General features: G+C 42.6%; 14 protein-coding genes. 10 read left to right on the top strand and 4 right to left on the bottom strand.

The window, feature by feature from the left end:
* Positions 1-212: 212 nt before the first annotated feature.
* From xdhC to xdhA, 3 genes are read right to left on the bottom strand one after another with little or no spacing between them, the layout of a single operon-like run.
* Positions 213-1,079, bottom strand: a complete 867-nt coding sequence (gene xdhC, locus IF202_RS04720; RefSeq protein ID WP_235963263.1) for a xanthine dehydrogenase accessory protein XdhC — start codon at positions 1,077-1,079, stop codon at positions 213-215.
* A gap of 14 nt (positions 1,080-1,093) precedes the next feature.
* On the bottom strand, positions 1,094-3,463 hold the full coding sequence (xdhB, locus tag IF202_RS04715; protein ID WP_191593697.1) for a xanthine dehydrogenase molybdopterin binding subunit: 2,370 nt from the start codon (positions 3,461-3,463) through the stop codon (positions 1,094-1,096).
* Positions 3,456-5,024, bottom strand: coding sequence for a xanthine dehydrogenase small subunit (gene xdhA, locus IF202_RS04710; protein WP_191593696.1), 1,569 nt, complete (start codon positions 5,022-5,024; stop codon positions 3,456-3,458). Before xdhA ends, xdhB begins: the two co-directional genes overlap by 8 nt.
* A 243-nt stretch (positions 5,025-5,267) precedes the next feature.
* Here xdhA and IF202_RS04705 point away from each other — a divergent pair, with 243 nt between their 5' ends.
* The 3 genes from IF202_RS04705 (at position 5,268) to IF202_RS04695 (ending at position 8,383) form a co-directional block, all read left to right on the top strand.
* On the top strand, positions 5,268-6,002 hold the full coding sequence (locus IF202_RS04705) for a pseudouridine synthase (RefSeq protein WP_191593695.1): 735 nt from the start codon (positions 5,268-5,270) through the stop codon (positions 6,000-6,002).
* A gap of 118 nt (positions 6,003-6,120) precedes the next feature.
* On the top strand, positions 6,121-6,972 hold the full coding sequence (locus tag IF202_RS04700) for an AraC family transcriptional regulator (RefSeq protein ID WP_191593694.1): 852 nt from the start codon (positions 6,121-6,123) through the stop codon (positions 6,970-6,972).
* 25 nt (positions 6,973-6,997) lie between these two features.
* Positions 6,998-8,383 (top strand): MATE family efflux transporter, encoded by a 1,386-nt coding sequence (locus tag IF202_RS04695; RefSeq protein WP_191593693.1) that lies wholly within the window; start codon positions 6,998-7,000, stop codon positions 8,381-8,383.
* A gap of 73 nt (positions 8,384-8,456) precedes the next feature.
* On the opposite strand, the gene IF202_RS04690 is transcribed toward IF202_RS04695, so the two are convergent.
* The gene (locus tag IF202_RS04690; RefSeq protein WP_191593692.1) at positions 8,457-8,846 is read right to left on the bottom strand and encodes a hypothetical protein; all 390 of its coding nucleotides are present in this window, start codon (positions 8,844-8,846) and stop codon (positions 8,457-8,459) included.
* A gap of 54 nt (positions 8,847-8,900) precedes the next feature.
* Between IF202_RS04690 and IF202_RS04685 the strand changes: the two genes are divergently transcribed.
* The 7 genes from IF202_RS04685 to IF202_RS04655 all read left to right on the top strand — a co-directional run bounded on the left by IF202_RS04685 (position 8,901) and on the right by IF202_RS04655 (position 13,875).
* Positions 8,901-9,374, top strand: coding sequence for a MarR family winged helix-turn-helix transcriptional regulator (locus tag IF202_RS04685; RefSeq protein ID WP_191593691.1), 474 nt, complete (start codon positions 8,901-8,903; stop codon positions 9,372-9,374).
* 32 nt (positions 9,375-9,406) lie between these two features.
* Positions 9,407-9,745, top strand: coding sequence for a MerR family transcriptional regulator (locus IF202_RS04680; protein ID WP_191593690.1), 339 nt, complete (start codon positions 9,407-9,409; stop codon positions 9,743-9,745).
* Positions 9,746-9,828: 83 nt separating this feature from the next.
* Positions 9,829-10,407 (top strand): NAD(P)H-dependent oxidoreductase, encoded by a 579-nt coding sequence (locus tag IF202_RS04675; RefSeq protein WP_191593689.1) that lies wholly within the window; start codon positions 9,829-9,831, stop codon positions 10,405-10,407.
* A 359-nt stretch (positions 10,408-10,766) separates the two neighbouring features.
* Positions 10,767-11,774, top strand: coding sequence for an ABC transporter substrate-binding protein (locus tag IF202_RS04670; protein WP_235963262.1), 1,008 nt, complete (start codon positions 10,767-10,769; stop codon positions 11,772-11,774).
* A 7-nt stretch (positions 11,775-11,781) separates the two neighbouring features.
* The gene (locus IF202_RS04665) at positions 11,782-12,615 is read left to right on the top strand and encodes an ABC transporter ATP-binding protein (RefSeq protein WP_191593688.1); all 834 of its coding nucleotides are present in this window, start codon (positions 11,782-11,784) and stop codon (positions 12,613-12,615) included.
* Entirely contained in the window at positions 12,593-13,387 is a 795-nt protein-coding gene (locus IF202_RS04660; RefSeq protein ID WP_191593687.1) for an ABC transporter permease, read from the top strand. Before IF202_RS04665 ends, IF202_RS04660 begins: the two co-directional genes overlap by 23 nt.
* A gap of 11 nt (positions 13,388-13,398) precedes the next feature.
* The gene (locus IF202_RS04655) at positions 13,399-13,875 is read left to right on the top strand and encodes a nucleoside deaminase (RefSeq protein WP_191593686.1); all 477 of its coding nucleotides are present in this window, start codon (positions 13,399-13,401) and stop codon (positions 13,873-13,875) included.
* Positions 13,876-13,959 lie beyond the last annotated feature (84 nt).

Below are 13,959 nucleotides of genomic sequence, written 5' to 3'. Positions count from 1 at the left end.
CATTCCGTTATGGCAGTAATGTAGCGCGGGGTGATTAATATTTCCAGTGTCAATTTTGGTTGCAGATATGGATGTCGAAGGTGAAAACGGTGTTTTCAATGTCAGATTACGGTCGTGCCTCCCTCATCGTGACCTACAAGTGTGGTTGAGCGTGGAGCATGCAGGTCAAAAAGGGGTTCGACCCTTTGGTTGTGTGGTGGAAGTAGCAGCGGTTAAATCGCAGCTTCTTCTTTTAAGGTGTTGTTGATTTCTTTCCAAGTGAGGCCGCTGCGTTTTTTCGTTGTCGTTTTGTTTTGCTGGGTGATTTGAATGATTTGCGCAGCGATGGAGATGGCGATTTCGAATGGCTTTTTGCCTTCGATTTCTGGTAAGCCAACTGGGCAATGCACCGATTCAATTTCTTCTGGGCTGAACGATGCACTGGCGAGGCGTTTTTTGAAGCGTAAGGCTTTGGTTTGTGAACCAATTAAACCGATGAATCGGCAGTCTTTGCGATCCAATAAAGCCTCGACTAATTGTAAATCCAACGCGTGGTCGTGGGTCATGACTAGGGCAATTTCGTTCGGTGCCATTTTTTCAATATGATCGAGCATGGACGGATACAAATGTGTATTCGTGTTCGATGATAATACTTGGTTGCTGCGTTCGTTCGCTAAGTTTTCACGGCTATCCACCCATGAAATCTTCGCCTGCATTTCACCTAAAACAGTAACCAAGGTTGTCGCTACGTGTCCCATTCCAAATATAGTGATTTTGGTGGCGGGTTCTGGGAAGTATTCCAACAACACGCTCACCGCGCCGCCACAACATTGGTTGGTTTTCGCCGCTAGGGGAAAGTTCTCCAATACGTGGGAAGCACCAGTATGGCCACCATTTAACATATCACGGGCTTTTTGGCAGACAACGTATTCCAGCTGCCCGCCGCCGATTGTGTCGAATGTGTGATCAGCTGTGATGATCATCTTGCTAGACGATTCCCGTGGCGCAGAGCCTTGCGTGCCAATGACAGTGGCAATCACCCACGCCTGCCCTGCTTTCTCGACTTCGGCTAATGCTTGAATCCAACTCATAGAAGACATCATAGTGTGACTCCTTAAGCGTTTTCGGCTTTGGCTTTATTAGTGGAAGCGTTAGCGACAAATTCTTGCGCCGCTTGCATGCTGTAAAACACGGCTTCTGGTGTGGCTGGCACTGCCAAAGGTGGTGAAAACTTATGATCACACACAGATGCACATGCGTCTTTCAGCGCGCACCAAACCGAAATACCCAGCATTAATGGTGGCTCACCAACGGCTTTAGAACGGTAAATCGATTCTTCACTGTTGGCGCGGTCGAACAGTTTTACATTGAATTTTTCTGGAACATCCGCCGACGTTGGGATTTTGTAGTTTGCAGGGCTGTTTGTGGTAATACGACCTTTTTCATCCCAGCTAAGTTCTTCCGATGTTAACCAACCCATACCTTGAACAAAGGCGCCTTCGATTTGACCAATGTCGATGTCAGAATTTATGGAATCACCCACGTCGTGCAAGATGTCGACTTGCGTGACCTTGTATTCGCCTGTGAAAGTATCAACGATGACTTCGGATACTGCCGCGCCATTAGAGAAATACAAGAATGGTCGGCCTTTCGCGGCTTTTCTGTCATAACCAATTTTCGGCGTTTTGTAGAATCCAGTTGACGACAAAGACACGCGGTTCATGTAAGCAAGTTTGACGAATTCAGGGAAGCTCATCGTTTCATTACCAAGCGTCACGGAGTCGTCTTCAATAGCAAATTCGTCTGCTGCGATACCAAAATGCTCCATAGCGAATTCTTGTAAGCGGCCCTTAATGGTTCTCGCTGCATCCAGCGCTGCCATGCCGTTTAAGTCTGTGCCTGCGGATGCCGCAGTTGGCGAAGCATTTGGTACCTTGTCCGTTCGAGTTGAACAAACGTTGACGCGCTGGTAATCAATACCAAAGGTTTTCGCGACGATTTGCGCGACTTTAGTATACAAACCTTGGCCCATTTCCGTTCCGCCGTGGCTAATTTGAACACTGCCATCGGTGTAAACGTGGATCAAAGCACCGCCTTGGTTTAAGTGTTTTGAGGTAAAGGAAATACCAAACTTAACCGGCGTTAACGCCAAGCCTTTTTTAAGGAAAGGGCTTTGTTTGTTGAATTCATTAATCGCCTGACGACGCGCTCGATAATCAGAGCTTTCTTCTAACTCTTCGATCAAGGTTAGCAAGACATCTTCTTCAACCTCTTGTCCGTAAGGGGTTTTCGTTTTGCCTTCTTGATAACAATTTAGTTTACGAATATCGAGTGAGTCTTTGCCAACGGTACAGGCAATTTCTTCTACAACGGCTTCGGCCAACAACACGCCTTTGGGTCCACCAAAACCACGGAATGCGGTATTTGAAACGGTATGAGTTTTACCACGATAGCCGCTGATGCGTGCATTCGGTAAGTGATAAGCGTTGTCTGCATGGAACATGGCGCGATCGACTACGCCATCGGACAAATCCGCCGTACAACCACACTTGCCGACCATGTCGTATTCGGCGCTGAGGATTTCCCCTTCATTTGAGAAGCCGACTTCGTAGCTGTTCCAAAAATCGTGACGTTTACCGGTTTGCACCATGTCATCTTGGCGCGGCATACGGTATTTAACCGGACAACGATTACGTATTGCCAACACCGCCGCCATGCAACCTAACACGGCCGCTTGAGATTCTTTGCCGCCAAAGCCGCCGCCCATACGTCGAACTTCGACCAAGACTTGCGCCACAGGTAAACCCAGCACTTTCGCGACCAATTTTTGTACTTCCGCAGGATGCTGAGAGGAAGCGTAAACTAAAACACCGCCGTCTTCGTTTGGCACCGCGACACTGATTTGGCCTTCTAAATAAAAGTGCTCTTGGCCTTTGATGTAGAGGTCTGATTTGATTTTATGAGGCGCAGACGCCATCGCCGATTTTACGTCACCACATTGAATCGTATGAGTTGGTAAAACGAACTCTTGGCGTTCTAGCGATTCCTTCGGATGCAAGGTACTTATTCTGGGTTTGTAGACGATTTCCGCCAATTCAACCGCTTGTTTTGCCGCTCGTAAACTGGTTGCCGCTACCGCAAAAATAGACTGACCAATAAAATGGACAAAATCCCCAGCCAACAATAAATCGCCACTCAATACAGGTGATACATCGATTTCACCTGGAATGTCAGATTGTACAATCACATCGACTACACCAGGATGCGCGCGCACCTTGTCTAGATTAATACTCACGATGTCCGCGTGCGCTTCGGTGGATTTGCCTGTCGCTATGTGTAATTCGTTTGGCCATTCAGGCATGTCATCAATATAAACCGCATCGCCCGTCACGTGCTTCATCGCCGATTCATGAATGGGCAAGCGCGCGCCTTTCGCATCTGTCGATTGGTTATTAAGCGTTAGATTATTTGGAAGTTTACGCATGAGATGCTCCTTTTTCTTGTGTACCTTGTCCCTTATTAGAGGGCAATTCATAACCAAGGGTTAACAAGGAGTCAGATACAGGGTGCCCAGAGAAAGTCGGAACCTGCGTGCCGTTTAATTCTAACCATGCTTTTTTGATCAAGTTACAGGCCATATCAAGTCGATAACGAGAGCTGGCTCGCATGTCACTTAATGGCGTCAATTCGTTTCTTAGATTTTCAATAGCCTGCGCTAACGCTGGTTCGTCATTCACATTTTGACCGATCAGGGATTGCTCTGCTTTTACAGCACGAATCGGCGTTGCTGCCATGCCGCCAAATGCGAATCGAACGTCACTGATTTTGTCATCGTTTAATTCAAAACGTACTGCCAGCATGACGCTGGAAATATCGTCTTCCATACGTTTAGAGACTTTATAAAAACGATGGAACGCATTGAGTTTGGTCAAATCTATCCAGAAGGATTCGATCAATTCGTCTTTTGCTAGCAGAGTGGTTTTGTAGCCTCGATAGAAGTCATTAATGTTGACGACTCGTTTGCTGCCATCGACTTTGACTAATTGCATGTCTGCATCCAACGCCAACAACAAAGGCGGTAAATCAGCGATTGGCGAGGCATTCGCCACGTTGCCACCAATGGTGCCACGGTTACGAATTTGTCGAGAGGCAATACGGCTAAGCAAGTTATAAATGTGCGGGTAGCGTGTTTTGCTGAAATTTTCTAATTCGCTGTAAGTGACAGACGCACCCAAGGTTAACGTGCTGCCATTGTCTTGGATTTGTTTTAACTCAGCGACTTGGGACACATCAATTAAGGTAGCAAAGTCATGGAAGCGTTGGGTGTTTTCCAGCATTAAATCCGTACCACCAGCAATCATAGTCGCGTCAGCATGGGAAGCTTTTGCCTGTAGTAATTCTGCTAATGTGATTGGCTGTAAATAGGTTGCGCGGTCATTTTCAGATGAGTGTTTTTCAGATGAGACCGCTTCTTTCATCGCTGAGAGTTGAGATTTAATCTTCTCGTTTTTACTCATGAGTTCGACAAACTGATTGTCTTCAGCGGTTTTCACCATATCCAAACCAGCATCGATGATAGGACGATAACCCGTACAACGGCACAAGTTACCAGAAATGGCATCACACACAGACTCACGGTCTATGGTTTTATCAGAAGATTGGCTGTTTTCATAAAGCCCAGCGAGAGACAAAACAATCCCGGGTGTACAAAAACCGCATTGGGAACCGTGGTGTTCCACCATGGCTTGTTGAGCAGGATGCAATTCACCGCCCGCTTTGCCACTCAATTCAGACAGATATTCAACTGAAACAAGATGTTTACCAGAAAGAGATTGAATCGGCGTAATACAAGAGTTGAAAGTCGAGTATTTCAGCTCGCCGCCTTCTAACGCACCAACAAGGAGCGTGCATGCACCACAATCACCGGATGCACAGCCTTCTTTTGTGCCTGTTAAACCGCGCTTCTCGCGTAGGTATCGTAACGCCGTAAAGTCGCTAGGGAGCGCGGTTTCAGTGACTGGCTTATCGTTCAATAAAAAATGCAAAGCACTCTCCTCTTATAAATTGATATCTATTACTTAGATGAAATGCAAATATCTGACCAATCGTACAGACTTTGATAAAAAAACTAAAGTATTCGATAATCAGCTTAATTTAGAGGACTTAAGCAATAAAGTATTGCCCAATACTCAATGCTAATTCAGCACGCATTTTACATCCGTTGAATTGCCAACATCAGGCTATCAAAGGATAATGTTGAGCTCTTTTTCTTATTAATGTTGTTATCCATGCGTCTTGATAAATTTATCTGTAAAAGTACGGAGTTAACCAAGGCTGAGTCGCTGCAATGTATTCATGAAGGTGAAGTTTGCGTTAACGATATCGTGATGACTGATGAAGCAACTCAGGTTCATGAGAACAATCATATTGTGTTGAATGGTATAGAGCTGAAACCTCGTCCCTTTCGTTATATTTTGATGCATAAACCCGCCAATACAGTGTGCTCCAACATCGACGAGGCTTACCCATCCCTATTCAACTTTTTAGATTTTGATAAAAAAAGTGAACTGCATATTGCTGGCCGTTTAGACGCAGATACTACAGGGCTGGTGTTAATCACAGACGATGGTCGCTGGTCTTTCAATATTACGCAGCCAACGAATAACTGCTGTAAAGTGTATCGTGTCGGTTTATCAAAACCGTGGTCAAAACTTTTGTCTGACGAAGTAACGTTAAAATTTAAACAAGGTATTCCATTACAAGGCGAATCTGCTTTAACGCTACCTGCTCACTTGGAAATGATCACATCGACAGAAGCATTATTAACGATCACACAAGGTAAGTTTCATCAAGTGAAGCGGATGTTTGCAGCGGTAGGCAATCGTGTGGTGTCACTTCATCGTGAACAGATTGGTGATGTTTGTCTCGATGTAGATATCGGGCAATGGCGTTATTTAACCAAACAAGAAGTCGAATCTTTTAGCCATTCATTATCGTGCTCCATTCCTGAGCTGAGTACCTGACTGGAAAAGAAAAGAAGGGAACCGCAATTTCAATCAAGACGCTCCGTTTTTAAACTGTCAGAATCTCTATCAACACAGCGTCTATAAATAAATTAAACGATAAGGATATGTGCCTTCGATGACAAACTACGATAAAAATGTATCTAGGGTATGCGATTACATCAATCAAAACCTTGATGAAGAGCTGTCTCTGGATACACTGAGCGTGGTTTCTGGTTTTTCTAAATACCACTTCCATCGAATTTTCTCCGTACGCACAGGCTTTAGCTTAATAAAGTTCATCCAAATTTCTCGTCTACGACGCGCCTCCTTTCGCTTAACATTGAAAAAAGAGATGAAGATTATTGATATTGCTTACGAAGCAGGATTCGACAGTGCAGAGGCTTTCTCACGTGCTTTTAAACGCGAGTTCAAACAAACACCCTCTGCATTTCGAAAAGCACCAGAGTGGATTGAATGGCATAAAAAATCGTCGACTCCATCAGTACAAACAACTGAGAGTCCTGACATTAAGGTGGTTCATTTTAAGGAAACCAAGGTGGCCGTTTTAGAGCACCACGGAGCCCCTGAATTAATTTATGAAACGACAAAAAAATTCATTGAATGGCGTAAAGAAAGCAAACTGTCTCCGATTAAAACCAGCAAAACGTTTGGTATCGTTTATGCTGATCCGAAAAGAGTAAAAGCAGATGATTTCCGAGTCGACTTATGCGGGTCTGTCGAAGAGGACGTCCCTAAAAACGCCTATGGCATTACCACTCAAACCATTCCTTCTGGGCCTTGTGCAGTATTTAGACACTCAGGCAGTTTTGCCGATATCAGTCATGGTATTTATTACCTGTATTCGACTTGGTTAGGTAAAAACAAGGCTCAATGCAGAGACTTCCCTTTGTTTTTCCATTATATAAATACGATATATGACGTAGATGAACACGAATTACTCACCGATATTTATTTACCAATAAAATAATCAACTTCAATCAGGGATAGAAATAATGAGTACACCTTCTAACAATCTTTTCCTCACAGGCTCTTTAACTTCTGTGTTTTTAAAAACTGCAGCTCCTATTATTTTTATGATGCTAATAAATGGCTCCTTTGCTTTAGTAGATGCGTACTTTTTAGGTGAATATGTGGGCACTGAGGCTTTAACAGCCGTCACATCTGTTTTCCCTGCTTTTATGATTTTGGTGGCTTTATCAAGTCTAGTGTCGAATGGTTTTTCCAGCGTGATGGCAAGATTACTGGGCGCCAACAAAATAGAAGAAGCAAAAAATGCTTTCTCTCAAGCCATTACACTTTCTATTGTTGTGTGTATGGTTTTAATTACCTTATTTATTGTTGGTGGAGATCAGTTAGTTTTATTTGTAAACAATGGTTCAGAGCGTCTATCTGACATGAGTTACGACTACTTATCTTTGTTGATATTCTTCTCACCTTTACTCTTCATCCTCACAATAAACAGCGATAGCTTACGTTGCGAAGGTAAAATGGCATTTATGGCCGTAATTCCTTTATTGTCTGTTTTATTAAACGCCTTATTTAACTACTTTTTCATTGCTGAACTGAAACTTGGTGTCGCAGGTTCCGTTTACGGGACGTTATTAGCGCAGGCATTATCATTGTTTGCTGTGTATCTCTTTCGCCGCTATACCATTAATAAATTGAATATTTCTGTTGCTCATTTCACTACTCAACGATCATTGTGGAAAAGCTTCTTAGCATTAGGCGCACCTGTAAGCTTAACTTATGTCGGCGTCGCCTTAGTCTCGGCTTCGATTTTATATAACTTACAAATCTGGGGCTCTGCCAATTACGATACGACAGTAGCTGCTTACGGAATTATTACTCGCTTAACCACCTTCATTTTCCTTCCATTGTTGGGTATGAGCATGGCGTTCCAAACCATTTTGGGAAATAACATTGGTGCGCAAGAGTGGTTACGTTCAAACAGTGCTATCAAAATTGCTATGATTATGGCGCTATTTTATTGCCTACTCTGCCAGCTTGTTATCTTTGTTTTTAAGGAGCAACTGGGGTTGGTGTTTGTAGAGAATTATGGTGTTAATTTTGAAGTGGCTCGCATTTTACCTATCATGACCTCGACTCTGTTTTTGATGGGGCCATTAATGATGGTTGGTGTGGTGTTTCAAGCGATAGGCGATGCGAAACGAGCGGCTATTTTAAGACTGTCTAAAATCTATTTATTTACCTTACCCCTGATCTTTATCTTACCGATAGAAATAAGCGAACTGGGTATCTGGCTAGCGGGTCCTAGCTCTGAAATCCTCGGTTTATTCCTTACCTTTTTCATTCTGTACCAACGTCGACAAAAAGAAGGCAACCCTTTGGGGCTATTTTTTAAAGAAAACGGACAATAATCGAATCAATATCAAGCCTCAGGAACCAGAACTTCCTAAGGCTTTATACAGTTAATCACTTAGCTCTAAGCCATTAACAACAGCCCATGGCTTTTCTTTTCATCATCTGTAAAACACCAAACGTACCCACCACAATAGCGACAACCATTGAAGCTATGATGCCTATTCCAGTTGTGATCCAAATTCCTAGGATCAATAGAACAGCCGTTGCAATCACCCAAAGAAAATCACCGAATGAAAAGTACAAAACCCATAGCTTGTTGGGCATTGGATTCGAAGATACCCACATTAAATGAAGCCCATTAAACATCAATACCGCGCCTAAAATCAGAAACACGAGATCCGGTGCAGGTATTTCTCCACCTAAGAAAGCTGCAGTGGCAGCAGGATTGAGTAAAAATATCAGCGCAAAAATAATACAACTTGCAGCGTTTGCTCTCATAACAGTTTTAAGGGTGATCATATCTAGCCTCTTATGTATACTTGGTTGACATAAGAGTAATTGGAGGTATGAATAATGTCAACTGAGTTGACACACAAAAAGCCCACCATGGTCGAAAGCCAAGCGCTTCAATTGGTTTTGGGGGCATCACAAGTTAATGATTCGATTGCGCTTTATTTATCTAAATCTTTGAAAAATAAAGGCTATACATTCGCGACTCCTGCCGCGTTGAATTTTTTGAGTGCGCTAGAATGTGGAATCAATTATGGATCAGAGATAGCAAGAAACCTTGGGGTCTCTCGTCAAATGGTGGCAAAAACCGTAAAAGGTCTTTGCCTTGCAGGTTATTTAGAGCAAGTAGATGACGCCGGTAAGCAGAAGAAAATCATCTTTACAGAAACTGGCGAACTATTAATGGCGGATGCTAGACAGCTACTGGCCAACATAGATAAAAGCCTTGCGACACAAATCAGCGAAGAATCAATCAACACGACGATTAAAAGCTTAAATCAAATACAAGCGTTAATGGTTCAATTAAACGAAAAATAGCACGTCTCTAATACAATAAGTTGGTTGCCTATATGTATATTGGTGAAGCATCAAAAAGAACAGGGCTATCTATCAAAGCCATTAGATTTTATGAAGAAATAGGATTAATTCAGAACCCTGACAGAATAGGCAAGTACAGATTTTATAAAGAAAATGACATTGAACTCCTCATCTTGATTAAAGAAGCAAAAGAATTGGGCATTACATTGTCTCAGTTGAAAGATGTGATCACTTACAATGATGACAAAGTAAATTGGAGCAGTATAAAGGTTTTTTTAGCGAAGCAAAGAGTGCAACTGCTTAATCAGATTGATGATATCAATAAAAAAATAGACATGCTTAATAAATGCTATGACCAAATACATCCCTAACAATAAGCCAAATAACAAGCTTGACTCTCCCCTTAGGAGGAGGCTGTAAACTTCATCTCAACAAATTAAAACTGGATAATGAGATGAGTAAAAAAATATTGGTATTGGTCGCAAACCCCAAAAAAGAGAGCTTCACGCGTCACTTAGCTGAGGTATATGCAAACGCTGCAGACAAGCATAACGAAGTTAAAATTCTTCATATAGCCAACATGGAATTTGACCCTGATCTTTCTAATGGATATACAGAAAGTCATGATTTAGAAGACTCCTTGATAGCCTTTCAAAAAGCGGTAACTTGGAGTGATCATTTGGTGATCTTCACCCCAATATGGTGGGGCTCAGTACCTGCAAAATTTAAGGGGCTAATTGATAGAGCGTTTTTACCCGGTTTTGCATTTCAGTATGAAAAAGGTAAAACCATCCCTAAAAAATTATTGAAAGGTCGAACCGCACGAATTGTAATGACTATGGATACTCCACCTTGGTATTACCAATTAGTCCAAGGTGCTCCAGCGGTGAAACAGTTAAAGCGAACCACCCTTAAGTTTGTCGGTTTCCACTCAGTAAAAAGTAAAATGATTGGTCCTGTTATAAATTCTAAACAATCCTCAAGAGAGAAATGGGCCAATGACATAGCAAAACTTGGTCATATAGCTAATTGAACTGACTAACACATTCAAAGATTAACATGCTTTCCCTCCCCCAATTTAAAGGGTTATTCGAGGGAAAGTATGAACCTACCAAAATCGATCTAAATCTGATCACTATGACACTCAGTAATTTAAACTACCCGCCCCTTTTTAGGGCGTCATTTTGTTTCACTCTTAGCCATAATTATGTTGAATACAGCGTCTTTATTTATCAAATAAAAATGGATGTATTTTTTTATCATTAAATTCAATGAGTTAAGAAAATAAATAACCATACACAAAACATGGAACGGTTGTTGCTTTGTAACTAATAAATGAAACAAAAGAATCTTAACGTATAAAAATGATTATTTAATGTTTGGAGCTTACCCATGAAAACAGTGATAAAAACAGCAATGAAAACCACTCTTCGACTTTCTTTAGTTGCCGGCTTAGTTGCAAGTGCTTCTGCCATGGCAGCAGATAAAGTGACATTCCAATTAGATTGGTTACCAGGTGGTGATAAAGCCCCTGTTTACGTGGGTATCCAACAAGGTTTTTTCGCTGATGAAGATTTGGAAGTCAAAATTGCCAGCGGCCGTGGCTCTACCGATGCGTTAACTAAAATGGCAACAGGTCAATCTGATATCGGTAGTTCAGATATTGGTGCTTTAATGGCAGCAAGAGCACAAGACGATGTACCTGTTGTTGCAGTACTTCCTTACTTTACGCAGGCTCCTCACGCCTTCTTCGTTTTAAAAAGCAGCGGTATTAAATCGATCACAGATTTGAAAGGCAAAAAAGTAGCAACATCACCTTTTACGTCTTCTAACGCTTTTCTCCCTTTGGTATTGAAACAAAACGGCTTAAAAGAAAGCGACATTCAATTAGTGAAATCTGATCCGGGTGCACTTTCACCTATGATGATCACAGGGAACACAGACGCTATCATCGCATGGGTAACGAACACCGCTTTATTTGAAGCACAAGCAGGCGAAGCTGGCAAAGAAATCATCGAGATGCCTTGGTCTAACTCTGGCTTGTCACTTTATAGTTCTTCCCTTCTTGCTTCTGAACGTTTCCTAGAAGAACGTCCAGACGTTGCAAAACGCTTTATTAAAGCCTTCGCTAAATCTATTGAATTTTCTTATCAGTACCCAGATAAAGCCGGTGCGGATCTTCATAAAATGGTACCAGAAGTGGATGCCGAGATTGTTTCTGCTCAGCTGAAAAGCATCACCAACTTGGTTTATAACGATGTAACAAAAAAAGATGGCTTCGGTAACTTCACACCAGCTCGTATTCAAAAAACGTGGGAATACGTAGCAGAAGCAAATGGCTTAGCACTTGACGCACTTGATCCATCAACTGCTGTGAACAGCAAATTTATACCGGAGTAATAACTGAATGGATAAACTTTCAGAAAACGCTTCAGATGATTTTTTAGGTAACTCAAGCGACGACAAAAAAGCCGCTTACGTGAGCCTGAAGGGTGTGGGTCATAAATATGACCCTAGCCCTGACACACCAATGGTTGTGCAAAACATTGATCTTGATATTCATCGTCACGAATTCGTGGCGGTGGTTGGCCCTTCTGGTTGTGGTAAATCAACTCTATTGCGCATGGTGGCGGGTCTTTTGATTCCGTCCCATGGCGACGTCTCTGTTTTTAACCTTCCTGTAACGGAACCTCGCGATGACGTTGGTATTGTGTTTCAAAAAGCCAACTTACTGCCTTGGTTAACCGTACGTAAAAACGTTTTATTTCCGCTGAAGCACAAATACGGCAGCTACTCCGCCAACGATGAGAAACGTGCCAACGAGCTTCTCGAAATGGCAGGTTTAACGCAGTTTGCTGACAAGATGCCTGATGAATTATCCGGCGGCATGCAACAACGTGTCGGCATTATTCGCGCTTTACTGCTAAATCCAGACATCTTATTAATGGATGAACCTTTCTCTGCGTTGGATGCTTTGACACGTGAACAAATCGGTTTTGATTTATTGGATATTTGGAAAGAACACCCTAAAACCGTATTGTTTATCACCCATTCCATAACTGAAGCCGTGTTGTTGTCGGATCGTATTTTGGTAATGAGTAAACGCCCCGGCACAGTATTGGATATGATCGATGTTGATCTGCCTCGCCCACGCTCACAAAAAACCATTAACTCGCCACGCTTTGCTGAATTAACTGACTTAATCCGAGGATATATTTATGAACCAAACACTCCCGCTTAAGTCTTGGATTCAGCATCAAGCGAATCGTTTTGCACCCGCTTTGTTCTTTATTAGCTTGGTTGCTTTGTGGGAGCTGATTTGTCAGCTTGGTAATGTGCCGAATTACATATTGCCATCGCCTTCTGCGATCATTACCGCATTTTTTAACGTGGAGTTTTCACGTTGGATGACACATCTTTGGGCGACATTACGCGTCGCATTGATGGGGTTTGTGCTGTCGATTTGTATCGCTTTGCCTTTGTCTATTGGTATGATGCGTTCTGAATTGATGAACCGAATACTCTACCCTGCTTTGATCGTGATTCAATCAACACCTGTCGTAGCTGTTGCGCCTTTGATCATTGTATTACTTGGCACAGACGATCCTTCTCGCGTTTTGATTACGTGCTTAATCACCTTCTTTCCTTTGGTCGTATCCACCACAACAGGCATGTTAGAAACACCACCAGAAATGATCGAACTGAGCCAATCTTTGCGCGCACCGCGTTATCGTGAAACCTGGCAAATTCGAATTCCTTATGCAATTCCACACATTTTCAGTGGCTTACGTGTATCAATCACCTTGGCGATTATTGGCGCTGTGGTGGCCGAGTTTGTGGCTGCAGAAGAAGGTTTGGGCTATTTCATTCAGTTCTCCACGTCTTTCTTTAAAATCCCACAAGCCTTTGCAGGTTTAATTTTCCTATCCGTTATCAGCCTTCTGTTGTTTAAGTCTGTTCAGTGGGTACAAATTTGGTTGTTCCCTTGGAGCCTTCCTAAGAAAAAATTATAAAAGAGTAAGATATGAAACTTAATACCAAAGACACTGATTTTTTACGCCAAAGCTTTACCCTTGCAGATGAAGCTAAGCAACAAGGTATTCACCCTTTCGCGGCGATCTTGGTCGATGATCAAGATACTGTAATCATGTCACAAATAAATGGTTACTTACCTGATTTCGATATGACAGGCCACGCTGAACGTAAGCTGATGACTCGCGCCAGCAAAGCCTATCGCCCAGACTTTCTCGCTAAATGCACCATGTATGTTTCTGCTGAACCTTGCGCCATGTGTGCAGGTTCGGCTTATTGGGCAGGTTTAGGTCGATTGGTATATGGTTTAAGCGAAGCAAGGCTCAAAGGAATTACAGGGAATCACCCTGAAAATCCAACACTAGATTTACCTTGTCGTGCTGTATTCGATGCTGGACAACGTAAAGTCGAAGTCATCGGTCCTTGCCTTGAAGACGAAGCCGCAGCACTGCAAGAAGGTGTTTGGTAATTCATAAAAAAGATTAAACAAACGGAGTAGAAGCAGTCAGGCTTTGCCAGGTCATTGCTCCACCTAACTTCATAAATGGAGGAA

Source organism: Marinomonas colpomeniae (genome assembly GCF_014803385.1).
Classification (GTDB): Bacteria; Pseudomonadota; Gammaproteobacteria; order Pseudomonadales; family Marinomonadaceae; genus Marinomonas; species Marinomonas colpomeniae.
This window is presented reverse-complemented; position numbering and strand designations above follow the sequence as displayed.

What these genes read in the sequence shown, in the direction of transcription:
- IF202_RS04675 (WP_191593689.1), top strand. Translation starts at nt 9,829, where the DNA reads ATGAGTAAAAAAATATTGGTATTGGTCGCAAACCCCAAAAAAGAGAGC.
- xdhB (WP_191593697.1), bottom strand. Translation starts at nt 3,463, where the DNA reads ATGCGTAAACTTCCAAATAATCTAACGCTTAATAACCAATCGACAGAT.
- IF202_RS04655 (WP_191593686.1), top strand. Translation starts at nt 13,399, where the DNA reads ATGAAACTTAATACCAAAGACACTGATTTTTTACGCCAAAGCTTTACC.
- IF202_RS04660 (WP_191593687.1), top strand. Translation starts at nt 12,593, where the DNA reads ATGAACCAAACACTCCCGCTTAAGTCTTGGATTCAGCATCAAGCGAAT.
- IF202_RS04690 (WP_191593692.1), bottom strand. Translation starts at nt 8,846, where the DNA reads ATGATCACCCTTAAAACTGTTATGAGAGCAAACGCTGCAAGTTGTATT.
- IF202_RS04685 (WP_191593691.1), top strand. Translation starts at nt 8,901, where the DNA reads ATGTCAACTGAGTTGACACACAAAAAGCCCACCATGGTCGAAAGCCAA.
- xdhC (WP_235963263.1), bottom strand. Translation starts at nt 1,079, where the DNA reads ATGTCTTCTATGAGTTGGATTCAAGCATTAGCCGAAGTCGAGAAAGCA.
- IF202_RS04670 (WP_235963262.1), top strand. Translation starts at nt 10,767, where the DNA reads ATGAAAACAGTGATAAAAACAGCAATGAAAACCACTCTTCGACTTTCT.
- IF202_RS04705 (WP_191593695.1), top strand. Translation starts at nt 5,268, where the DNA reads ATGCGTCTTGATAAATTTATCTGTAAAAGTACGGAGTTAACCAAGGCT.
- IF202_RS04700 (WP_191593694.1), top strand. Translation starts at nt 6,121, where the DNA reads ATGACAAACTACGATAAAAATGTATCTAGGGTATGCGATTACATCAAT.
- IF202_RS04695 (WP_191593693.1), top strand. Translation starts at nt 6,998, where the DNA reads ATGAGTACACCTTCTAACAATCTTTTCCTCACAGGCTCTTTAACTTCT.
- IF202_RS04665 (WP_191593688.1), top strand. Translation starts at nt 11,782, where the DNA reads ATGGATAAACTTTCAGAAAACGCTTCAGATGATTTTTTAGGTAACTCA.
- IF202_RS04680 (WP_191593690.1), top strand. Translation starts at nt 9,407, where the DNA reads ATGTATATTGGTGAAGCATCAAAAAGAACAGGGCTATCTATCAAAGCC.